Origin of the sequence: Prevotella sp. AGR2160 (assembly GCF_000424185.1) — a bacterium.
Lineage (GTDB): Bacteria > Bacteroidota > Bacteroidia > Bacteroidales > Bacteroidaceae > Prevotella.
In genome coordinates this window covers 1-22834 of record NZ_AUJK01000020.1, presented here as the reverse complement: position 1 = coordinate 22834, position 22834 = coordinate 1, and the positions used below count along the sequence as shown (strand labels likewise).

The window sequence follows — 22834 nt, the reverse complement described above, 5'->3', positions numbered from 1 at the left end:
ATGCAATCCGAGTTCAAAAAGTGTTGAAGTTGACATAATCAAGTAACTCTATCTTATTCAGAACAAAGCCCATGTTCAGGTATTGATTGCTTATGTCATTGCTTATACAGAGCAATATGTCCATTATCTTTTCTTTATCACATTTGTTGAACTTCAAGGATGTCTCCATCTTCTTACCGTCTTCAGTTCTATGCCATTCTTTTGGCGTATCTCGACTGTACGAATTTGCATAAAGAAACATCATCGTAGCGATGAGCCAATTAACAAAGCCTCCATCACTCGTGATTGCATTGTTGTCTTCCTTGCTTGCAGCCAACATATCTTCTGGAAGTTCGCCCTCCAATGCTTCAATCATTTCCTGCATGCTATATTGCTGACTGGCAATTTTGTTATACATCGGTGTGTCATTACCACGTAAATAGCACAAATAAAAGAAAACTTCGGGCATAAATTTGTGATTGGCAGAATAGTCCATCAAACTCAGCCTGCATTGAGCGAATAGTTTCTCAATGGCACGTAGATTAAGATGCTTGTGCTTACAAATCTTTACTGCACCATCGATAAATTGTTCTTTGTCACTTTGGTAAGCATGGTGGATTTTTCTAACTTCAAAATAGCTATCGAAGTTGAATTTGTCAAGAAGAGTATGGCAATAACTTTCTATATTTCCTTCTGGCAAATTCATTTCAATGTCGATAAAACGCTTCAAATATTCAGAAGCATTCATCTCATTGGAACCATAGTATCCCTGTAAGGCACAACACAATTGTTCCTTATTAATTGAAAGGACGAACACAATGTTTGGAACATCAAAGAGATGTTTCACGATTTCAAGAGTCTTGACAGCGTATGTGGGATTGCATCTGTCTAACTCGTCAATGAAGAAAATCACAGGTGTCTTGCAATTCTCAGAATCCGTCGAAGGAGAAGCTACAAATTCAGACAGGTATTTCTTGAAATCAACTAGTGTCTGACTCTGTTCTTTGAAGCTTTGGAGAGCTTCGCTCCCTATTTCTGTTACCGTCTCTGATGCGGCATTAATAAAATCTTGAACATCTGCACCCAAATGCTTTTTTGCAAGACTTTTTATTAATACGCGAAACAAATTAAAACTTATTCTGCCTATACAGTCTACTATGTTCTTGAATGCATTGTTTTCACCTCCACTAATTTGCTCCAGTTGTGATACTAATGCAACAAGAGGATTGTCTGTGTAGTCATATTTCCATGCATTAAAATAGACAGTTCTGTAACCATCATTCTTCAACTGTTTCTCCCACATTTTTACGAATGTGGTTTTACCGGATCCCCATTGTCCATTAAGAGACAGCACGCATCCCTTATCGCCATACAAATCCACGATTTGTGTCATCAGACGGGCAAATTGTGCACGATTATTTAGGGCATCATTGATGAATGGAGATTCCGTTGGTATCTCCAGTTCTTCAGATCTACTATTTATTGATTCTGTTGCCATTCTTCTTACTTGATTTTTCTGAAGTCTATTTTGGTTTCCAGGCACGGCTTCATGTCGTTGTCATAGGAGCCTATCTGTAAGAACTTCTTGCCCTGGTTGATATTCTGAAAATAGTGGAGACCACGTCCAAGCGTTATCTCCCAGCCATTATCCATGTCAATGAAGCGATCGTGTGCGTTGGCATCAAACTCCATCGTCATATCGATACCAGTGCCCGTATTGGCCAGAGAGTCTGCTATTTCGTTCAAGGCTAACTGAATGTCTTCTTTCTGTTGGATATTCTCGCCGGTTCCAGTATATACCTTGACCATCTGACAATCACCGATGCTTGATACCAATTCCAAAAACTGAAGCAAGTCAACTTGCTGATAGCTTTTCACCAAATAAGGCTCGTGGATGATAATACGGCGCGCCCCCTTCAGATACGGGGTGAATATTGTACGGTAACCGAAGCCGGTGTCACCATACATAATCTTTAAGGTTTTCTCCACAGCTTCGGGCTCTTCGCTTACCTCTGCTTGCGGTGTAATGTGAGCTACATCTTGCCGCTCCACCATAATTGGGGAGACGACATCATTGGGGTTGATTGCCTCTGGCTTCTTTGGTATCTCTACCCCTGCCGTCTTTCTCGGATTTTGGGTCGCTTGAGAATACTTACTTTCTGGACAATATACCACGACTTTCTCACCCTTTGAGTTGATATAGGACATATTGATGTTGGCATATTCCTCATCTGGCTTACGCTTATTCAACTGCTCCTTAACTCTGCGTCGTCCTTCCATGGCATAGGCCATCAGCTGATCAAACTCTTCCGGCTCTGGCTCACCAACAGGGAAAAGAAGTTTCAGAAGACCCATCACGGTGCGCTGAATAGCCCGGTTGTCGCGGCCTTCCACGTTGTCGCCGAAGTTAAGGTATTTGTTCAGCATGCTCTGATACTCACTGTTATGGGTGAACAGATAATGTAATATCTCTGAGAGATAGTCGGTTATCAGTCCGTAGCCGTTGTTCAGGCTGCTGTCGTCAATCTTGGGTATCTCCCAACCGGGTATATAGTCATAGATACGGTCGATGATGGCATAGTCGAAAGCGGGTGGCAATGTCAACAGCAAGTCTTTGTTGTAGGCATTTACGATGTTCGGGATGTTCAAGTCGAAGTTGCCGACGAAAGAGAATGACGCATATCCCGTCACCTCCCGGCCACGCGAGAAACGTCCGTTGGCCATGTAGTCCTTCATAATCTGCACGGTGTCGGCATCCTTGATGCGCATCTTCGCCACCTCATCGAAGCCGATGTTGTCCCAATAGCCAACGGCACCGACCTGCTTGCGCTGGTTGTTATAGAGCAACGTAGCAGTGCTGGCCTGTCCGCCGGAGAGCAGTGTGGAATAAGGTGAGAATTCTGAGTAGAAATAGGACTTACCTGTCGAGCGGCCACCAAGTTCAATACTGTTGTAATTGCTCATCACCAGAGGGATGAATCTGGCGAGGATGTGCATCTTTAGTCGCATGCCGGTCTCATCGTGCAACGTCTCTCGTGATTTCTTCTCCAGCCAGTCTGGGTTGATACCCACGCTACGAATCAGCACGTCTATCCACTCCTTGGTGGTAAACTGCTTTCTGCCGTTAAAGAGCGTCTCCGCATCGAAGTGAGCCAACTGTATGGGGCGAAGGTCTTCGATATAGAAGGCATAGTCGTCTTCCTCTACCTCATTATAGGCAAGGGTGACCTCGGCCCAGATACCGCTCTCCAAAAGCTTGTCGTTCTTCTGATAGAACTGGGGATTGATAGCGATGCGCTTCGAACCGAAGTTCTCCATCTCCGCCCAATATCTCTTTTCACGCTCATAGTATTTCACGTGAACTTTGTCAATGAACTTATGCTTCTTCTTTTGCTCTACGATACTCTGAGCCTTGTTGCTTTGGTCAGGGCGCACGTAGTTGCGTTCTATGGTCTGGAGTACTGCTTTCTTGCCGTCCTCTATCTCTTCGGGGTCATCACTGGCACAATAACGTGACAGCAGAAACTCAAGAACGAATGACGGCACATTGACCGTGCGCTTAATATCGTGTAGCAAATCCTTCCGCACACATTTGCCTGGGAAGGCCGCGTTCAGTTTCTTATCGAGTGTATCCATTATCAGAATTGCAAATCAGTTTTTATTTGTTGTGTAGCAACCATCACCTCTGTCGCAGCATCTGTCACCGTAACCGTTATCTCACCGGAAATACCTTCTTCAAGTTCAATATTCTGGTTGAAAGAGGTCGTGCCGGCAGGGATGTTCAACACCTCTGTTGCCTCATCATAATAGGATGAACCTAAGACGCTGCCAACATTGTTCCCATTTTGGTCCTTAATGGTGACATGCAGATGCAAATCTTCACCAAATAATTCGTTAGGGAAGTTAATGGTGAATGACAGTTTCGGGTGCAATATGCGTATCGTATCGCCGTTCTTGTAGCTGATGGTCAATTGGTAGGGCTTGCCCTCTTGCTGTTTTGCCAATTGTACGCTGACTATCGGCACAATGTTCTCCTCTAACGACAACCCCTCGTGGAAATAATAATGTCCCTTTGAGAATGTACAAAAGTTATGTGCAAAAACAAACTGTGGCGCATCAGAGCGAATTCCGAGCTGTTCGGGAGAAAAGGCCAAAGTGTTGGCAGCACTATCGAGGTTTCCTGCCATACAACGCCTAAGATTGAGTCCAATATCATTTCCTTTTGGCTTGTCAATAGTCTCACTGACAGGCGCATCCGGTTGTATCATAAAACCGTGGTCGGCAAAGATTAAGACTTCGTCGATACCCGCAGCCCGGCAGAGCATCACGGCCTTACTATATTTGCGTAAGATAGAATTCATGCTGTCAAGCCCCTGTATGCTACCATGCTCACCAAGATTATCGATGATGGTGTCACGTATCACCAAAAGCCGTGTATCCTTATCGACCTTCTCGGCTTCCAATTCACTCAATAGCATATCCTGTACTTTGTACGACACAGATGATTGAATATAGGCAATTCGTTCTGCTGGCAGGGAAATTTTCTTACCGTCAATAATTGGTTCCAGTTTACCGTCAATCGTCTTCAACGCTAGTTGGGTGTCTGCATCGGGCAGCAGTGCAGCCATGCCGTTGGGGGTGTAGGTGGGCAATTGAGCCAACGAAGGCTTGCATTCCACTTGATAGTCGTTGTTCTGTTTCAACTGGTCAGACAATTGAACGCCCATCTCGTAACGGAAAGCGTCTGCCATGACCATGGCCACGCGTTTCTTGTTCTTTAGCTCAGGAAGTACATAGTGGTTGAATACTTGGTTGTTTCTGTCTATGGAGACATTCTTTATGCCAGCTGCGAAGACGCTCTGATATTCAATCACCATTTTCTGTGTGATGTCCTTGTAGGTTGAGATGGCTATCTGCTTCAGCTCCTTGATAAACGGCGATACAAAATCTACACGTTGTTCCAACATCATAAAGTTACGGAAGGCTTGGTCGATGTGATAGCCACTCTTGGCGTAGTGGTCTATCATGGCGTCTAATGAACTGTGGTCACCAAGGCCCTCAACAATGGCATAGTGAACAAGCGTATTCAGCTCTGTTGCCAGCTTCCAAAACATCTCCACCCGTTTGTTGGCAGAGAACCACACTCCTTTGCGGTTTTTATCTAACAGTTGTGTAGCCTCAGCGTAGTTACCGCTGTTGATGAGTTGTATGTATCTGCTGTATTCCACAATATTCTCAAAAGCAAAGGTGACAATCTCACCTAAATCCGTAGCCTTGGCAAAGGCATCCTCCAGACCTAAGTCTTTGGCTGTTTTTTCAGCATGCTCTACATAATCATCCCGAAACTCCATGTCGCTCCGCAGTTTGTTGCACACGTCGTCGATGGTGCGTATGCGACTTTCCTCGTTTGGAGCGGTGGGAATACTCTTCAGTCTTTCTGGCAGGCGGGTCTTGGCTGGCAGGTCATAGACAAACTCCGAGAACAACAGGTATTGCCACAACCGGTTCTGCATCGTCTTGAGGTCAGCATCAGAGGTGTTAAGGTTGGGATAATACTGCTGGCAAAACCGCTGCCATTCTTCCTGCCAGTCATTCGCCGAGACACGGCGAAGCATCAAGAAACCTGTAGTTATCTCTATCATACTCTTGCCTCCGGTGAGTTGTTCCAACACAGGATAGTTGTTGCCACTGCCTAAGCTGTTGATATAGACAAAATCCGTGTGTCCTTCCTCAAAAAGCTTGTCTATCTCCTTGACATGGTCGGGCATAAACTGGTGGCAGAGGGTCTGGTAATTGTCTTTTGCGCCAATAGGGAATTCTGCACCAATCAGCGACATAGCATAATAGGGTTCAGCCTGTTTGTCACTGTTGGAGGTTGGTATATGGACTGTGCGATATACCAACATCCGCTCTCCGTTATTGTTACGCACGAGATGATTACGCCAGTATTCACGGGCTTCCAAGAAGCGTGCCAATGCCTGTTCTGTCGTGTCGATAACCTTGAAACCTTTCTTCTCAGCCAGTGGCAATAACTTTTGGTATGTCTTCTCTGCATCATATATGATGAGCAGTGGGTGGGCGTCACTCACCTTGCTGTACCAGTAATCAACTATATATTCCTCTATGGTCATGTCTGTTTTTTTGTATTTAACCAAGCAATCGTAAACGATTCACAACATCAAGGCTGATTAAAAGAGCGAAGGCTCGTCCACCTTTTTGTTCTTTGTCGTTTTCTTCTTCTTTTCCTTCGGTTTGTTCTCGCATAGCTCTTCCAAGCCGTGTGTAAGTGCCATGCACCAGTCCTTCTTGGCTTTCTGCCGGATGCGGGCTGGATAGATGGCATAAGCGAGATGGCTCCAGTCGTAGTCGCCCTTGTCGAGTAGCTTCCAGTTGTCCACACAGGCTGCACGCCACTTCTTGTTCTTGAAGAGCGTATAGAGAGGAGCGGCTGTCACGGGAACGCCATCGTCTTGATTGGGCTTGTAGGGCAAAGCTTGCAGGCGGCGCAACTCGTCGCTCATAGCTTGCAGGTCGAGCATCTCATTGTTCAACCGTGATGCCTTGTCCTTGTCGGCTGTGCGCTGCAAGTCCGCACGAAGCATCGTTATCTCGTCAGTGAGCTTCAACACGAGATTAGGCAGTGTACGCTCATCGAGCTTCGGATAGTATACCCACCAAGTCTCGCTCTCATCTTCCGAAGAGAGAGGCCAGTAGATGGGGGCTTTGCGGCGGCTCTTAGTGTAGCGCATGAAGTGGTAAGCGAAGAAGCCGTTCGGATCTTCTAAATACTCTGTAAGACTGTCTGTCCCTATCAATTGGCAGAGTTCATATTCGATGTCGTCGGCCTTGTCGCCCCAGATATACTCCATAACCTTTCGGATAAGAGCCACCATGTCGCTTCCCTTGATGATTCCGTCTTGAGGTATCTCCAACGGGTAACCGTCCTGCTCGTTGTCTTTCAAAGATACCACAGGCATGAAGGGTAACGGATCGAACACATCACCAAACTCGGGCACGGGCTTATCCTTGGTATAGCGAATGTCCCAGCGACCGAAAGCGAGGCCCACCAATTCCTGCACAATTTCTTGCGCCATCACTTTACTGTTAATGACGTTGTTCGTACTGGCTCCATCAATGGATAACAGTTCCTCGTACGGTCTGCGGCTCTTATAGTCATTAAGCGTACTGCGGAAATCACTGTCGGGAGCAATATCCGCTAAATCCATCCATAAGTCATCGTTCTGCTTCACCAAGTCTTCATAGCGGTCATAGTCTGCTGTCAACTTCTCTTGCATTTTGCCGAAGTTGTCTTTCAAGTTCTCTTTACTATCAAAGTGAGAGATTAAGCCATGATACTCCAAGTTGGTCTCATCCAAGCTGAACCATAAACGTTTGATAGCAATGATATTGTTTACTATCTGCTCTATATCAGACTGACGAGTAGTGTAGTCGGGCATGGGCAAAAGATTAACATATCCAGCCTGCTTATGTTCTCCACAATAATTGTTTATTGTAAATTGCGATAAAATAGAATTGATAAAGCTACAGATAACTTCGTCATTATGTTTATTTGATTCTACTATCGCTATTCCCTCAGAAGTAAAGAAGGAGTTATCTTTCAAAATATGAGCATCTAATATTTCTCCTCTTTTACCGAAGCCGATACCATGGTGTAACTGATAAAAACTATTTCTTATATTTGTTTGTTTATCTGCTCTTATTACATCCTCTTTCCAATAGACGATATCACGATAAGGCTTATAAAATAGGCTAAAGTTTCCACCATTATAATAGTGGAAATACTTTGGAGAACGTGTTTCGAAATATAATCTTGGATGCTTCGATGCTACAAAATCTGTTCCCTTTCTTGCTATAAAATTATTGTTTTCAAGATTATTATTCTCAAATAACTTGAGCATTTCTTCATTCCAGTCATAGCCGATAATTACATTTGGTAAGTTTTTAAACTCTATAGACTTGACTACATGATTCCATTTCGCTATCTTTTCAATATGGTAGTAATGTATTAGGGCACGTAGTTGCTCATTTTTTTCATCGGAAGGCACATCATGCACGTCCATAAAAACACCTTTCCCTTCTGAAGCAATTTTATTAAGAACTAAAGTTGACGTCTCTACGTTTGCATCCAGTACCCCCCAACCTGTATCAGCACAGTTTGTGATAAAGCCACAAAGATTGCGCTTTCGGAAGTTCTCATAGCTCGACTTAATCATAACAGTGCGGTCGAAGATAGCTCCCAATCGTCCATCAACATTAAGCATTTCCTGCATTCGGTCAAAAAATGCGCACACAAGATTTCCACACCATGCGGGATAATTAGTATCGAAATAGGATGAGGTGTTTACGCTTCCTTCTCCAAATGGCGGATTCATCACAATGGCATCGAAGCGCATATTGCACATTTCGATGAACGCAAGACCACGCAAAGCATCTTCGGCAAAGAGTACGTTCTCATATCCCTCGCTTTCGGACAGTTGCTGAGTAAGGTCAATAAGAGCCTTACGAAGCTTGGACATAATATCCTGGAAGAAATTATCCTTTGCTTCCTTGGTATTAAGGTTGGCAACACGCTGTTGCTCCTCAAAATCTTCTGCGGAAGAATCAAAAGATAAGTCTTTCCTTTTGTTGATTTTGGTCCAGTTTGCCTTGATATACTCTATCTCACGGTCTATCTCGTCCTCCATCTTGATGAGCAGTCCGGCTTCACCTACATATTTCATCTTGTCCCAAATGAACTTGATGAGCAATTGCATCGGATGACTGAAACCTGTGAGCAGTTCGGCCAACATTTTCTTGTTGCCCGGCATTGCCTCGCAAAGGACTAAGTTGGAACGGGTTATCATCGGGCGTTCCGACATCTCCACCTTCTGCTCACTCCAGCTACGCTGAGCGCGTAGCCAAAGACTTAGGGCGGCAATCTGCAAGGCGCGTGGGTCTATCTCCGCACCATAGATGTTGTTTTCCAGTATGAGTTTTGGTACCAAGCGATAGAATTCCTCACGGGAAACAGTGACCACACGGCCTGTCTCGTCACGACGGGCACGATACTTCATCAATAGCTCGGGATGGTTGTCCCAAGCATCCATATAGATGACTTCATATACGCCGAAGGCATACATGCCGAAGTGCATGGAGCCACAAGTCGGATCCAAGGTACGGATTTCAGTCGGTTCCTTGATATCTCGATGGGGAATTTCCTCGTCCTTACGATAGACGAGATACTGGCAGTAATCAGTGATAGCTTTCGAACCGCCCGTCATCTCATACCAGATACGGCCCAGCGTGTTGTCGGTGAGAAATCTTACGACATATTCCGGAGTAAAGAACTGATTGCGCACGGCCATCTCACGACTGTTGCGTGGCTGGTTGCTCTCAGCACGCATCTGCCGACGCTCCTCCAAAGAGTTGTAATATTGGAACAGCCATCCGATGGTCTCGTCCTCCTGCCAGAAATTCACCGTCACACCACTTGCCGCATCATAGTAGGCAGCCATATCATCGGCATTGATGAGGGCAAGCAGTGCATTGAGCGTCCGTTCATCGGGAAACACTAGTCCGTATGGCGAATAGCGGTTGAATATTGAGGGCATCTCAATGGATAGCTCGTCGAACAGACTCATGAGGAACATCTTGTAGCGCTGATATTGGCTGCCGATGGCTCCACCACCTGTGACCATGTCATAGGCCTGAAACATCTCCGAGGCCATGCCATGGTCTATGATGCTGTTGAAAATGCCGCGTTCCTCGCACATCTTCAAGGCACAAAAACGATTGAGGACAGTGAAGGCTTGTTCCGCGATGAGCTGCGTAACGGCTATGGCTGTCTTGTTTTCCACGTTGTCAGCCAATGCGTCCTCAAGGTTGCTGATACGCTCACGCAACATGCGCGCTGTATGAAGCGTATCGGCATCGGTGGCAGGAAGGTCGCCGACGCGCGACATGTGGCCGTCTGCCCATATCTCGTAGCGGTTGGCGAGAATATCGGTTATATTTTTGACTAACAGTGATTTTGCATCCTGTGTAAAACGCTGTAGTCGTGTTTCTGCACTTTTAGGGATCATAATCTAAGTCTAAGAGTTCTGAATATCGAAGTCCACACCACTGTATTCGTTCCAATTGTCACGTACCGTCTCAAGGTCTTGAATGACCTTGTTCAACTCGGCCTTGTCGGTGATATGGTTGCGCACAGTCACCTTGTGGGCATGCTTCTTCCCAGATGGTACGGGATCGTCATGCGCCTCCGTGGCATTATCGTTTGTGTACTTGTCTATCGCTTGTTCTATGTCAGGGAAAGCAGACATGATAAACGACGTATAGGTGTTTGCTTCCTGTATGAGTTCATCAAGATTCTTGCCTTCGTCAAGGACTATTTTGTCCAACATCTGGCTTATCTGCTCTTTCTGATCATCTTTCAATGCCATGAAGTCGGTAGAGCTACGCATCTGGTTCTTCTTTGTCTGGAGCTCTTTTGTCGCCTCTGTATAGAAGTCAGTGTTGGCTAAGGCTATGGCATTTTCAAACTCTCCTTTCAAATCAGAGTAATTTGAGTACAATTCATAACAGTCGGGATTGTTAAGCATTTTTTTGTAATCGTCATGCATGGCAGAGCAGTGCTTCTTGAAACTGCTTAGTAAAGGCATATCTGCCATGAAGGAAACACGCTCGAAGAGTGTCTTCAGATTCTGAATGTCACTGATGAACCCCTTGCTGTAGTCGCACTCAACAATCTTCTTGACATATTTGAACGACTCGATGCAGCTATTATTCTCAGACAATAGCTGTGGAGCCTTCGCGCCTTCAGAATCCATAATCTCCTGCGCATGGTTGAGGGCTGTGGCAATACGGTCGGCACCAGCGATATGATAGGCATCAAAAGTGTCCTTCAACCGTCGAGCCTGGCTGAGCAGCCCGTCTTTCTTGCGTATGCTGTCATAGGCAGCCTTGGCGATGGCATCAGGCAGAAGATTTGGCTTCTTTGAAGGATTGAACAGCTCCATGATGTTTTTACAAGCTGTCAAGAGTTTGGTAGCATCAAGCGGAGCTTCCGTGTTCATCTCAACATTCAGCTTGCTAAAAGACGGATTGGATTTCATGGCTTCCGCTGCCTTTTCTGTAAACATGTTGAAGCGCAGGCCTCCTGCATGTACAATGATGAGGCTGCCCTTGAGCATGAGGGCTACAAGGTATCGGGTTGCATCTTTCGACCATCTGTAAGGAGCCTTGCCAAAGCGAGTCAGGATCTCACCACCAGACACATTGGTGCGCATCTCAATGAAGTCGCGCAATTCTGTGATAGCACCATTCTGGGTATCAATGCTGCCGTCACCTTTGATAATGCCAAATGGATTTAGAGATTGCGGTATGGTACTGAAATCCTCATAAGTAGCCAAATCCAATACGGAATTGCTCTTCATGGGATTGTTGGCAAGTGAATATTTATCATAGACCGTCTTGGCAAAATCAGTCAATGCCAAGGTCTTATAGGTGTCGCGATCAACATTCTGGGATTTGCCAAGCCATACAGCTTCACTGTCATCAAGGGATTGGCGCAACAACCGGGTCAGCTCCTGCGTTTTGTTATCCATGTCTTCCTTTTGAGAAGAGATATAGGCCATGATCTCACGGTCAGCATCGCCTCGATGCTGACGGATAATCTTTTGGTCTTTGACAATATCGTTAAGCAGAGTGTCCTTGTCTTTACTCAGATTGCAGATGAGATAAAGCCGGTATTTGTTCTCGTCAAGATTACTTTCCGTGAGTACCTTACGCTTTGTATCCTCAAAGGTTGCGGCATCTATGAAACGGAAGTTAAGCGTAATATCACTGTTCGGACGTACTTCTACGGGCCACACCTTGCGACCTTCGGTCAACTCTATGGAAGGTTGCACAGTAAGAGAACTGAAGATTTGCACGCTGGGGAGAGGTGAGAGAACATCTTTGACTGCATCTACCAGCACCTCGCGTTTCTCTTCTGGCTTAGCCTGAATACGGTTCCGCTCACTTTGGACATTGAGAATGGCATTGGTCATGAACTGATACACGCCTTTGACCTCCTGAAGGGTGATGCTCTCGTTGTCCTTCATCTCGTCAAGAAGTTGTTGCACCTCTGCAGGTTTTACGTCTGCATCTAATTTATCGTAAAGAAGGGCTACAATGTTATCACGGCTCAGCTTGAAGTCATCAAGCAACTGCATGACGGCTATCGTTTGGCAGATGCGAACTGCCAAAGGATTGTCACTATACATCGTGATAGCTTTCTTTGCTGCCTGAACTATTTCGCTGTATCCATTATCCTCCATGTCGTTCTTGAAGATGTCATAGAAGTCAGCCGGTGTCACCAATGTGCCGATAGGTTTATCCGCCAAATTCTTGTCAACAAGAATATCACGGATAAGGCGGATGACAGAACGAAGTCCTACACCACCACTTCTGCTCGCGAGCTTCTTGAGCAGATTGAGTAACATCTCAATGTGTACAGGCAGGAATGGGTAAAGATTGACGAAAGACTCAACATCTGGCTGTTCATAATAGACAGACCGGTCCTGCATGTCGTGGAATTGGGTGGCAACATTTAGCTGAGGGCCAAACTCGTGGAATAGCTTTGTCAAGTAACCTTTGCCATCAACAGATTTACCTAACAGACGGCGTGTAACGATTTCCTTAATGTCGTCTGCCTCGATGTCCACATGAATGGGGAAACGAGCATTGAGTGTAAATATCTCATTGGCTGAATCTGGCGAATTAGCCGTAAGGGTCTGCTGAGCTGTACCAATAACCCACACCTTACCCTTGAAGTCATCTTTTAGAATGTGCATGGTGCCCTCAAGACTGGTAATAAGGTCTTTGTTGTCGTTCATGTACAATCCTATCTCGTCGAGGACGAAGATGACTTTTTCATTGCCTTTTTTCTCCTTGACAAGCCGTAGCAAGCTGTCGAACCGTTCCTTCTCATTCATCACCGAGTCCACATCCATATCAATGAGCGTATCCTCAGTACGGAATATATTGGGCAATAGCTCGTGTGCAAGAGTAGAGCCGATACCCAATCCGGCCAATGGATTTTCAACGACTTCTTCCCAGTCTTCTCCATTGTCTTCACGAACGCGGTTCAGAAATTCATCGTATTTGCCATATTTTTGAAGGAGCAACTCAAGGGCTATCAGCTTGGGCTCCGTTGTCTTGAATCCAAGTTCTTTCAGCGTCTCATAATACATAATGTCACTAATGGGAGCGCGTTGTCCTTGTCCTGCTTTCATCTTGACAAGCAAGTCAATCATAACAACGACAGGATTGAACTGCTGAAGGATATGGTTCAAGGCCTTTGTCTGCTGCGAGCCAATTTTGTTCATCAGTCTTGCGCCAAAGGTCTGACCATCTGACAAGACTACACTCTTGTCAAAAGAATAGCCAAGGTACTTGGCAAATGAACTTTTACCAGAACCATAGAAACCGGAAACCCATACGCCGACTTCATTGGAACCATTGTCGAAAGCGTCACGGATACGCTCCATGACATTGTTGTAGTTGTCCTTAAGCTTGTCGGTTACGACATATTCATTCAGCTCCTTTTCCAAATCATCCTTGGTATTGGCTCCGAATGTGACAACACTTTCGATTTTACGATTGATATCTTTTGACTGATCGAATAGATCTTTTATCTGCTTCATATTCTAAAAGTTTTTTGACCGGTAGCTGCCATCCATCTCGTTGACTCCCAGATAGGAACGGGCAAAGCCCTTACTCGTACCCGGATATAAAATCAACATTGGCACTTGAATGTCATTATAATGATCATTCTCGAAACTCCCGATGCGTTCAAACGGATGCAGCATCTCCAGTTCAGTGATAATGATGAGTGGCTTTTCCTTGCTTGACAACTCTTTCTGTTTGTCAAGAATGGCATTCGACATGTACTTTGAATCTGATATTTCCTTAGCTATGCCCTTGAACAGCATTTTTTCTTTGAACCTGTTGGAAGAATACCATTTCAAGTTTTTACTGGATTGGATGGCTTCATCAATTACTTTTCCCATTCTAATGACATCAATGGTTTTAAAGCCCCAAAATTTTACTTTGGGCATAATGATGCTATTTATTAGCTTCTCAATTTCTATGGCATCAGATGGTTCATATACCACATACACTATAGGCTTGTCACCCATAGGATTGGTCAATTGATGACTCAAGAGAAATTTGAGCGCGTCATCTATCTTATTCTCATAATAAGCCATTTATCATCTCCTCCATACTTTTATAATTCCAAGTTATTGCAAGTAAGTCACCACTTGACTGGGCGATGTAGCCATCACGCAAACTATGTTCCTTGATGAGATCGAGCACTGAATATCTGTCAAGGAAGAACAATTTCCAGTCAGGATGTTCCCATACCTCCTTGTCAGACATTCCTTTGAAATGGAGATCGTGCAAGATGTACAGGAACACGAAACTGGAAATGCCGTCGAAGGTGATGTCGTTTTTTTTAGACAGCATGTCGAAGTCGATCAACACTTTATGCAATCCACTTGTCACACGTCGTATGTTACCCTCATTCCAGTTAAGCCCCTCCTCATCGTTTAGATGCTCGATAAAAGCTTTCGGTGTGCTATCGTCTAATATGACTTTACCCTCATTGACGATAGGATTCAGAACTTTAGTGATAAAATCTCGAAGTACAGTATCGACACGTGCCGTGTAAAGATATAGCAACTGCTTGAACTGCTTCAACGGTAGTCCTTTCTCGCGTATTGTCTTCAGACGAGTCACGATTGCCCTGTCTGGATCAACGTACCGTTTGAAGAATACGCGGGAGACAATATCCTTCGCTCTTCGCTCCGAACTGGTGGCAAGAATGTTGTTGTCAAGTATGAACTTGACAAAAGTATTCTTGTCTTGCCCTTCATAGTTCTCAAGCAAGGTCATCGTCTCAGGCACCAGCCCCGTGCCCTTGATAAGCTCCACTGTATATTTGCTCTTATTTGCCATCATTCAAAGTATGGATAATTATTGGCTCCTTTGGTGAATGCATTTTGATAAACGGATGCTATCAGTGCCAGCAGAGTGTCCGTGTCATGCTCCGACATTCTGCCTATGTTGACAGGCTCGTCAGTTGGGGCAATAGTGACAATAGCTTTCTGCTGCAAGTATTCTACAGGTTCTTTTACAAGTGTGCTAACATTCAAATCAAGATGAGTTTTCATATAGTTGAGTAATTCCTCTTCTGTTCTTGCTGGCAACTTAAAAAGATTGTATTCGCCTTGGTTACCCGTATGCTTACTTTTACAGGTCTCCAGCATCATGTTGTAATAGGCTATGTTACTTGTTCTTGCGAAAAGATAGTCCATTACCGGCTTGGCGGAATTTTTTTCTAAATCCTGCCAAAATCCCTTCTCCGCGCCTAACTTATAGACTGCATAACGAAGAGCAAGTATATCTTTGATTTGTTGCTCTGTCATTGCTTGGTATGATTTATAAGTTCACAAATGTCTATATCAAGAAGCTGTGCAATCTTCTTGAGTGTTACCAAATCCGGCTGAGTAGTATTGGTACACCATTTAGAGACCGTCGCAGGGTCTTTGCCCACATGCTCGGCCAGCCACTTGTTGGTTTTCTTATGCTCCACAAGACATATCTTGAGGCGGTTGATGTCGTCCATATTAGCTATTTTTAGTCTATACATGCAAAAATACAACTATAATTTGAGACGACATAATTTTAGAATAAAAAGTTTTGCGTATAATGCAATTTTTATTTGTAAGCCGTCATTCTATTCGCATTAAGGGTTATACTGTTGTAAAGATTTATTTAATCTATCATTTATTTGCTCACGAAGTTGTTTTGGAGATAATACTTCAACATATTGACCAAATGATAGTATTTTCTGTTCCAACTCATAGTTGTGGATGACTTTCAATTGAACTAAGACATAATCGCCTGTCTCTTCTATGACTTTCTGACTGCCGTGCCAAGGCTTTGTCGCCACATATTTATATTGGTCTTTGGGGAAGCGGAGAACTACTTCTTCCGGTTCTTGCCCGTTGCGGCGGCTGACACCTATCATGTCAGCGAAGTATTCGTCGAAGTCAATGTCGGTGTCTCTATAAGGCACGTGGGCGAGCTTCACGCTGAGGATGCGGTCAAGGGGATAGTTGCTGAGGTTGGTGTAGTCACCGTTACAGCAGAAGAGGAACCAGCGGTTGTTGTACTGCTTGAGGTAGTATGGATGCACGATGAGCGTTTGGGGCTCTGCCATCTTGAAACTCTGATAGCGCAATTCCACGGTGGTCTTCTTACGGATGGCATCGAAAAGCGGAGTGAAATGCTCCATACCTTTATTATATAAGGAGGACTCGAAGCCGACTGCGGAGCGCACTTTCCTGCGGTTGTTCATACAAAGGTTGAGACGGGCACTGAGCTCAGATATCCAATCGGCTTCCGGCATGCCGTCGAACCGCTGGAGGATGTTCATGGCCTGACTGAGGTGCAGAATGTCGTCCTCGTTAAGCTCTGTGGAGAAAACGGAGAAGTTGGGATCCTCATACTGGTAGGTGGTCTGCCGTCCGTGTTTCTTGCGAATGATGTTGGTGTGATACTCATTCTCTATATTGAGCAGGTCATCCATCAGCGTGGTACGTGAGGTAATGACAGGCTCACCACGCAGCTCCAACTCCCGATTGATGAAATCGGTGAGCTCCTTGCCCGAATAGGCGTGTCCACTGCGCAGACACTGGTCGAGGACGCGCAGACGGGTTGAATAGTTCTTAGTATTCGGCATTGTGCTTAATCTTTAATGAGTGATGTGTCGTTTTCCTCTCCATTAAGAAAATGGTAGGAATGAAGATACTTATTGAGTCTGTGCCAATCCTTCTCCGTGAGGTCACGCAGGCGGCGTATGTCCATATTATCCTCCAAATCTGCCATTTTCACAAGTCTTCCGGCTTGGTTGGTGTTGGCTCTTGCTATAAACTCGGCATAGCTCTCTCCTTTCTTTCGCGAGACAGAGAGAATCGCATTGACAGTCTCCTGGGAATAGCCTAATTGCAAGAGCTTCTCAGCTGTCATGCCGGTATCTTCTATTGTGTCATGCAGCAAGGCGACAATTTTTGTGTCAATGAGATTCAGGCGTGTGCTGACCCTTAACGGATGGAAGTAATAGTCTTTCCCTGCCTTGTCCTTCTGGCCGTAGTGCTGACGCATCATAAGATTTATGGTATCAATATAGAGTTTATCCTCATCGGAAATCTCGCATTTTAGAACGATCTCCAAAAGTAAGCCGATGATGTCCTGCGGATCCACCTCTAAAGTAGCGTCATTATACTCAAAGCTCTGTACGTCGTCGATAAGAGTAATCAGTTCTTCCACCGTCTCTGTTACTTCGGAACCGAAGGCAAAGATATGATGTGCCTCCAATTCTGGTGGTACGATGCTGTACTCCTTGGTTTCGGCATCGTAATTGAGGTAAACTTTCAACTTCTTGTCCATATAGTATTCTATTAATCGGTGCAAATATACGAAGAATATGTTCGTCCTATGCGGACACGTTCAAAAAAAATTGTATTTATCGAAAATAAATGGACGTGTCCGCATAGGGAGAACAGATGGATATTATCTTTGCGGCAGATTTTAATTTAAGTTCAACTAAAAACGCATTAACTATGAAGAAAAGAAGCATGAGAACGCTGGCCTTGATGGCCGTCTTAGCTTGCATGGGACTGTCATCGTGTAAACAGCTCTACTATCAGGTGTATGATGTCAAATCGGATGCACTGAAGCAGGAGGACAACTCGCTGGTGTATGAGAACAATGACATGAAGGTGATGTACAATCTTTGGGGAAAGGATGGCTCTGTCGGCTTTATCCTCCAGAACAAGACCGACAAGGACTTGTTTGTCGATATGGACAAGACGTTCTTTATCCTCAATGGGGAGGCAAACGACTACTTCAAGAATCGGGAGTACACGACGAGCACTACCGAGGTTGCCTCTATGGGATATGGAGTCAGTCAGACCTATTGGAGCGTGAACGGCTATTGGCCGACTCAGTATTACGTACCGACCACGGCCTCAGCACTGGCTAAACTCGTGAAAGGGCAGTCGCATGGTGTTACAACGAAGGAGAAGCAGATCGTATGCATCCCGGCTCACGCCTATAAGGTCATCAGCGAGTATAAGGTATCGCCACGCTTTGTCAAGACTTGCGAGCGTACGAAAGACTTCCCGAAACGTACTGCCACTGTAGCCAGCTACTCGGAGGGCTCATCACCTGTGAAGTTCAAGAACCGCATAGCTTATTCATTCGACAGTGACTGCAAGAACTTGCAGCACATTGAGAACAGCTTCTATGTGAGCGGTGTCACCAACTACTCCAAAAAGGCTGCGGTAGAGAAAGTACGCGAAAAGACCGACTGCTACAGCACACGGAAACAGAAGCGCGAGTACTTCAAGATTGGCGGGCCTAATAAGTTCTACAAGACTTATCGTAGTCAGGGTGTTAATGGCAGCTCGGATATGTACGAATAAAAAGCTTTGGCAGATATGCGACTTTGAAAAATAAGTCGTATATTTGCCGTTGTAAATGACATATAAAGGAAGGAGTGCTTATGAAATTCGGATTCAGAACACCGTCAATCAAGAGAAGCATCAGCGCACGGACGACGGGGCGGGCCAAGAGAGCCATCAAGCGTGCGCTAATTCCAGGATATGGAAAACGTGGCATGGGCATCTTACACCCCAAGAAAGCCCTGTATAACCGTGTCTATCGCCGCACGACATTCGGATTGGGCGATATTTTCAAAGCATTGTTCAAATAAGATCTTCGCTTATGGATGGTTTACTTTGCCCCGAATGCGGATGTCCGGAGGTCATCGTCTATGATGACGGAACCTGCAAATGTCAAGGTTGCGGATTTGTGGGTAGCATTGATAACTTTCTTCATTAGTTTTTAGCAATAATGGTTCTAGTCATATCCATACTTCTGCTTGTTCTGGCCATCATACAGATGATAATCTATTATCGGTATGGGATTAACATTTCCAAACCGATGAATAGGCATGACAGGAAGCGGTTGAGACTAAGACGCAAAGGCATTGTCCAACAAAAGCCACCTTCAAACAAAAAACACAAAAAGCAAAAAGTCATAGGCGGTAATGACTGTACCCCCTATAATCCCGAATCAGATCCCGGCTTTATGGATGAAATAGACGAATATATCATGCTCAAGCAACAGCAAGAAGAGGATGATGCGTTTTGGGAGGAACACAGATAGCAATCTACATTTCACATCTTTCTTGATAATTGCTTAGTTCTACAAGATTGCCATCGGGATCTCTGACATACAAGCTGTGCATGACTCCGTGGGCACCATGACGCTCAACAATATCCGTTAAGGGTGTGATACCTTTAGCCTCTAATTCCCGTTTGACGGTTTGCAGGTCATCCTCTACTAACAGGCAGAAGTTTTGCGAGCCGTAAGTTGGATTTTGGGCAGCTGGCTGAAACTCACCTTTACAGGTATGGATAGAGATTTTGCCACCGGGGAAGTATAGGTTGTGATGGCCTTTACTTTCTCGGTGTTCCATGCCTAATACTCTGACATAGAAATCGAGACAAGCCTGCAAATGCTGTGTAGTGATTACGAAATGGTCGATATTCTTTATCTTCATAGTCTCCGTTTTTAAGGGTACAATGTGAACACTGAGCCATGACAGCCTTCGCCATCATAGTCAGTGGTCAATGGCATCTGTGAGCAAAGGGATGTCAGTGCGTCGTCGGGAACGTGCTCATTCAACTCCAAGTGGAAGGAGAGGGACGGGCGCTCGTAGTGCAAGTCCCATAGGGAAAAGCCAATGGAGTTGACTGCTGCCGTTATCTCGTCCTGTATCTGCCAGATGTCCTCGTAGTTCATAGGCTTCTATTTGTTATGTGGGTGTTCTTCTGCTGCCATATCCGTCTGTGTCGCTTCGTCATGATGGGTGTAGGTCATGTGGACGGTCTTTCCTTGCAACCGCTCCTTGAGCTTCGTATTACGCTGGGTGACGGTGACATGGCTGACGGCATACCACAGGGCGCGTTTCTGACTGATGACAATGCAGACTTTCTTGGCACGGGTGACGGCGGTGTAGATAATCCAGGGTTTCTATACCAATCACATATTGATACAACATCAGCTCCCTTATGATTATAAAAACTGAGTTCAAATCTATTGCCGCCCTCAGTATTTACAACCATATTACCAGTAAAACCTTGGCTAATTGATTGAGCTTTTGCAAAACAGCAAATGCTCATTGCTACAAAAAAATATAAATAAGTGCTTCATATCTTATAATTGTTTTGATTTTTCTTCAACATCAGCCATTTCATTATATGTCAATTCCTCCTTGCTAAGTATTGCATACAGCTCATTTGCTAAAGCAACCTTATCAGGATTGTAAGGGGTCATATAATTCTTTGGATTTACTTTTTCTTTCAGATCAGAGAGCTTTTCTGCATCAATAAGGTTAATACCTAATTCTGCTACAGCTTGCTGCTGCAATTCATTGAGAGACTCTACATCATCTCCATTTATCTCAAGTAATCTTTTGTAGATAGCATTAGCCCTGTCTACTTTTTCTTTATCATAGTTAGCACCATTCATAAAGTTTGTAGGATTACACATTCGCTTGAGCTTGTCATATAAAGACTCATCTTTAACTTTTTGATGCTTTGCATCTATTACCCAAAGAGGTATTACTACCAGCAAGAGTAACACAGTAAGACCTATAGACCAATACAGCCACAAATCTTTTCTATCTTTCTCATCAGGTTCCCAGCCATACTTTTCTATAGAGTATGTGGTTGGCTGTGTTCGCCCTATAAACACTCTATAATATCCATTATACATTGAGCCATTTTTATAAGGGCAAACCTCTCTACCATTCTTGTCCTTTATCTCAGGGTCTATTCGTGTGCTACTAGAACCTACCCACATCCTAGGTGTTTCATCTTTTGCAAGAAAATAATACTCATTTGATGCAGCATTGAGCTTGCTCCACAAATCATCCACACTGTTTTTTTCGTATATTCCGTAATATTGTGATTTGTCATTGTTTGTAAAGAAATCAAACGCTTCATTTACAGCCGCCTGTACACTAGGTGCATAACTATAAAAGTCACTCCATTCTTGTTTTTTATAACCTACAGCGTATGGGAATATATAAGACATAGATACTCCATCTATCTCTTGTTTGCAGACAGACAAACACCATCCATCCTCTTTCCTAATATTGTCATTCCAGCGTAGCTGGTACATCTTATACAAATCTCCATAGTTTTCTTTCCACTCTTTCTCTTGGTCATCAGCTATAGATTGTAGGGTGGTGCTTTCAAGATGTTTCAAGGAGTCTGGCAGCTGTGCTATTTCTGATTTGTCTATTTTCTTAGCAAGTTGAGCTGGACTTAAAGGTATATTCATTTTGTCATATTCTACTCTATAGCCAGAATATGTCAAACCTATAACCTCTTTTCTGCCCTCAAAAGCATTTGAAACGGCTTCATAGATTTCATCTCTTAATCTGATGTCCTTTGATGTTATATAGGAATTTACACCAAAGAACATTGCAACCATTGCCACTAAGTAAGCGACAAATGCTAAAGCAATTATATTACCTCTTTTCATAATTTATTTGTTTTGTTTTTTCTTTCCAAAATAGTACAAAGCACCGCCTAAGACAGCAAGTAAAACGAAAGCATTAAATTTCATTGTAATTGCTTCAGAGGGAGCACCATTTGACATAGCAACTAATGCTACTAATAGATTTAGCACCGCTAGCACTAAAAAGATTATTCCTAGTATTTTCATAAACTTTATTTCTTATTAAGCTCGGGTAACTTCAAAGGGATAGTATACTTTATCCTACTTACGGACTCACTTTGTGAGCTGTTCTCACAAGTAGTACCAGCGTTTACAAGAGAGGCTATGGATATGCCACCTCCAGCCTTGAGGTTGTCACTTTGAGTAACAGTAACAGCTATGTCAAAATCAACTCTTAGAGCGTGTCTTGTGTGCTGGTTTTTACCCTCTTTTACAAGAGTCCACCATACACCCTCTCCTGCTACTCCTGTAGTAGGAATAGATGCACCTTTAGCCTCTAGAGCTATATTAGCCTCAGTTATGCCATCTACTATTTGTAGTAGAGACTCCTTTATAAAGTCTTTAATGTCCATAAATCTTATAATTAGTATGAGACAAAGAATGGTGCTCCCTTTTTTAAGCTTGGTGCAAACTCTTCCTTTAGTTTTGCCACATCATAGTTGGGAGCAGATGTGATCTCATCACCCACAACATATAAAATGTATTCTCTATCAGGTATCTTGGCGGCATAGGCGGTACTTACACCATTGTCCTGGAGGAAGACCATCACGTCCTTGATGTCGAGCTGCTTCATCCATGAGTCGTGGATCTTCCTGATGCGCTTGGGACCGATGCCGTCGACCTCTGCCAGCCGCTTGCTGTCGTGCTCGATGATGTCAAAGGTATCCATGCCGAACTTGGCGATAATGAGTTTGGAGAACTTTGGTCCGATGCCATTGACAAGTCCGCTGCCGAGGTACTTCTCCAGACCGAAGAGTGTGGCGGGCATGGCTTCTTCGTAGCTCTCCACAACAAACTGACTGCCGTACTGACGGTGGACTTTCCACTGGCCGTCAGCGACGAGCACGGTGCCTACGGTCACGTCGAGCATATTGCCGACAAGGGTGACGAGGTCGTCGTACCCCTTCACCCGTGCCTTCAGTATTGAATAGCCGTTCTCGCCATTCTGATACGTAATCCGTTCTATGACTGCCCGCAGCTTCATAATGAT

General features: G+C 44.4%; 18 protein-coding genes and 1 pseudogene. 2 read left to right on the top strand and 17 right to left on the bottom strand.

Annotation, left to right across the window (positions count from 1 at the left end; genetic code table 11):
* Nucleotides 1–13: 13 nt before the first annotated feature.
* From G604_RS0110725 to G604_RS15575, 11 genes are all read right to left on the bottom strand, one after another.
* Nucleotides 14–1477 carry a P-loop NTPase fold protein gene (locus G604_RS0110725; RefSeq protein ID WP_036905435.1) on the bottom strand — a complete coding sequence of 488 codons (1464 nt, stop codon included), beginning with the start codon at nucleotides 1475–1477 and terminating at the stop codon, nucleotides 14–16.
* 5 nt (nucleotides 1478–1482) lie between these two features.
* Nucleotides 1483–3615: a BREX system Lon protease-like protein BrxL gene (brxL, locus tag G604_RS0110720; protein WP_028910566.1), complete on the bottom strand. Its 2133-nt coding sequence runs from the start codon at nucleotides 3613–3615 to the stop codon at nucleotides 1483–1485.
* 2 nt (nucleotides 3616–3617) lie between these two features.
* Nucleotides 3618–6110 carry a PglZ domain-containing protein gene (locus G604_RS0110715; RefSeq protein WP_036905433.1) on the bottom strand — a complete coding sequence of 831 codons (2493 nt, stop codon included), beginning with the start codon at nucleotides 6108–6110 and terminating at the stop codon, nucleotides 3618–3620.
* A 57-nt stretch (nucleotides 6111–6167) separates the two neighbouring features.
* Nucleotides 6168–10061 (bottom strand): BREX-1 system adenine-specific DNA-methyltransferase PglX, encoded by a 3894-nt coding sequence (gene pglX / locus G604_RS0110710; protein ID WP_028910564.1) that lies wholly within the window; start codon nucleotides 10059–10061, stop codon nucleotides 6168–6170.
* A 9-nt stretch (nucleotides 10062–10070) separates the two neighbouring features.
* Nucleotides 10071–13667, bottom strand: coding sequence for a BREX system P-loop protein BrxC (gene brxC / locus G604_RS15270; RefSeq protein ID WP_155941928.1), 3597 nt, complete (start codon nucleotides 13665–13667; stop codon nucleotides 10071–10073).
* A gap of 3 nt (nucleotides 13668–13670) precedes the next feature.
* Nucleotides 13671–14231, bottom strand: a complete 561-nt coding sequence (locus G604_RS0110700; protein ID WP_028910563.1) for a DUF1788 domain-containing protein — start codon at nucleotides 14229–14231, stop codon at nucleotides 13671–13673.
* Complete coding sequence (locus tag G604_RS0110695; protein ID WP_051220367.1) at nucleotides 14218–14985, bottom strand: BrxA family protein; 768 nt, start codon at nucleotides 14983–14985, stop codon at nucleotides 14218–14220. The genes G604_RS0110700 and G604_RS0110695 overlap by 14 nt, the downstream gene beginning before the upstream one ends.
* Nucleotides 14982–15452, bottom strand: a complete 471-nt coding sequence (locus G604_RS0110690) for a BrxE family protein (RefSeq protein WP_028910561.1) — start codon at nucleotides 15450–15452, stop codon at nucleotides 14982–14984. Before G604_RS0110690 ends, G604_RS0110695 begins: the two co-directional genes overlap by 4 nt.
* Nucleotides 15449–15652 (bottom strand): helix-turn-helix transcriptional regulator, encoded by a 204-nt coding sequence (locus G604_RS0110685; RefSeq protein WP_028910560.1) that lies wholly within the window; start codon nucleotides 15650–15652, stop codon nucleotides 15449–15451. The genes G604_RS0110690 and G604_RS0110685 overlap by 4 nt, the downstream gene beginning before the upstream one ends.
* 120 nt (nucleotides 15653–15772) lie before the next feature.
* Entirely contained in the window at nucleotides 15773–16771 is a 999-nt protein-coding gene (locus G604_RS0110680; RefSeq protein WP_028910559.1) for a helix-turn-helix transcriptional regulator, read from the bottom strand.
* Between the two features lie 5 nt (nucleotides 16772–16776).
* Complete coding sequence (locus G604_RS15575; protein ID WP_231376142.1) at nucleotides 16777–17478, bottom strand: hypothetical protein; 702 nt, start codon at nucleotides 17476–17478, stop codon at nucleotides 16777–16779.
* Nucleotides 17479–17651: 173 nt separating this feature from the next.
* Between G604_RS15575 and G604_RS0110670 the strand changes: the two genes are divergently transcribed.
* A complete protein-coding gene (locus tag G604_RS0110670; RefSeq protein ID WP_028910558.1) occupies nucleotides 17652–18515 on the top strand; it encodes a hypothetical protein in 864 nt (287 codons plus the stop codon).
* 80 nt (nucleotides 18516–18595) lie between these two features.
* Nucleotides 18596–18805 carry a hypothetical protein gene (locus tag G604_RS15065; protein ID WP_028910557.1) on the top strand — a complete coding sequence of 70 codons (210 nt, stop codon included), beginning with the start codon at nucleotides 18596–18598 and terminating at the stop codon, nucleotides 18803–18805.
* A gap of 459 nt (nucleotides 18806–19264) precedes the next feature.
* Here G604_RS15065 and G604_RS0110655 read toward each other — a convergent pair whose 3' ends face one another.
* From G604_RS0110655 to G604_RS14205, 6 genes and pseudogenes are all read right to left on the bottom strand, one after another.
* On the bottom strand, nucleotides 19265–19657 hold the full coding sequence (locus G604_RS0110655) for a VOC family protein (RefSeq protein WP_028910555.1): 393 nt from the start codon (nucleotides 19655–19657) through the stop codon (nucleotides 19265–19267).
* An 11-nt stretch (nucleotides 19658–19668) separates the two neighbouring features.
* On the bottom strand, nucleotides 19669–19899 hold the full coding sequence (locus G604_RS14210; RefSeq protein WP_036905427.1) for a hypothetical protein: 231 nt from the start codon (nucleotides 19897–19899) through the stop codon (nucleotides 19669–19671).
* 414 nt (nucleotides 19900–20313) lie between these two features.
* A complete protein-coding gene (locus tag G604_RS0110645; protein ID WP_028910553.1) occupies nucleotides 20314–21648 on the bottom strand; it encodes a hypothetical protein in 1335 nt (444 codons plus the stop codon).
* A 3-nt stretch (nucleotides 21649–21651) separates the two neighbouring features.
* Entirely contained in the window at nucleotides 21652–21831 is a 180-nt protein-coding gene (locus G604_RS0110640) for a hypothetical protein (protein ID WP_028910552.1), read from the bottom strand.
* Between the two features lie 5 nt (nucleotides 21832–21836).
* Complete coding sequence (locus G604_RS0110635; RefSeq protein ID WP_028910551.1) at nucleotides 21837–22196, bottom strand: hypothetical protein; 360 nt, start codon at nucleotides 22194–22196, stop codon at nucleotides 21837–21839.
* Between the two features lie 143 nt (nucleotides 22197–22339).
* Nucleotides 22340–22831 (bottom strand): annotated as a pseudogene (locus G604_RS14205) (helix-hairpin-helix domain-containing protein); the annotation flags it as partial.
* Between the last annotated feature and the right edge of the window lie 3 nt (nucleotides 22832–22834).